Origin of the sequence: Paenibacillus helianthi, assembly GCF_001909055.1 — a bacterium.
GTDB classification, from domain to species: Bacteria; Bacillota; Bacilli; order Paenibacillales; family Paenibacillaceae; genus Paenibacillus_AQ; species Paenibacillus_AQ helianthi.
In genome coordinates, this window is sequence record NZ_LVWI01000013.1 from 1 (window position 1) to 859 (window position 859).

1 protein-coding gene is annotated in these 859 nt (G+C 62.2%); it reads right to left on the bottom strand.

Going from position 1 to position 859, the window contains the following annotated elements:
* Positions 1 to 855, bottom strand: an 855-nt coding sequence (locus A3844_RS06095) for an Ig-like domain-containing protein (RefSeq protein WP_279629245.1), incomplete at its 3' end; no start/stop codon positions are given.
* Positions 856 to 859: the final 4 nt, after the last annotated feature.

Genomic DNA, 859 nt, shown 5'->3' on the forward strand with positions numbered 1-859 from the left:
GCCCACGGCTATGGTGCTGTTCGCACTGGACGGTGCTCCGGGTACGAACTGTATCGTTGCCGTTCCGCCCAGCGCAGTTCCACCAACAGTGGCACTGACCGTTGCGGTCCCCACCACTACCGGCGCCGTCAGCATCGCCGTGTAAGTCCCGTTATGGTTGTCCGTAACACTGCTCACCGTACCCGAGGTCGACGTAATTACCACCGTCGCCCCTCCGGCCGTCAGCCCATTACCCTGTGCATCCTTCAGCTTCACCGTCACTGCCGTCTGACTCGTGCCGTCCGCCGTCAGCGAGCTATTCCCCACGGCTATGGTGCTGTTCGCACTGGATGGTGGTCCGGGCACGAACTGTACCGTTGCCGTTCCGCCCAGCGCCGTTCCACCGACAGTGGCACTGACCGTTGCGGTCCCCACCGTTACCGGTGCCGTCAGCATCGCCGTGTAAGTCCCGTTATGGTTGTCCGTGACGGTACTCACCGATCCCGAGGTCGACGTAATTACCACCGTCTCCCCTCCGGCCGACAACCCATTGCCGTGCGCATCCTTCAGCTTCACCGTCACTACTGTCTGACTCGTGCCGTCCGCCGTCAGCGAGCTATTCCCCACGGCTATGGTGCTGTTCGCACTGGACGGTGCTCCGGGTACGAACTGTACCGTTGCCGTTCCGCCCAGCGCAGTTCCACCAACAGTAGCACTGACCGTTGCAGTCCCCACCGCTACCGGTGCCGTAAGCGTCGCCGTATAAGTTCCGTTATGGTTGTCGGCGACGGTGCTCACCGATCCCGAGGTCGACGTAATTACCACCGTCGCCCCTCCGGTCGTCAACGCATTACCCTGTGCATCCTTCAGCTTCACCGTC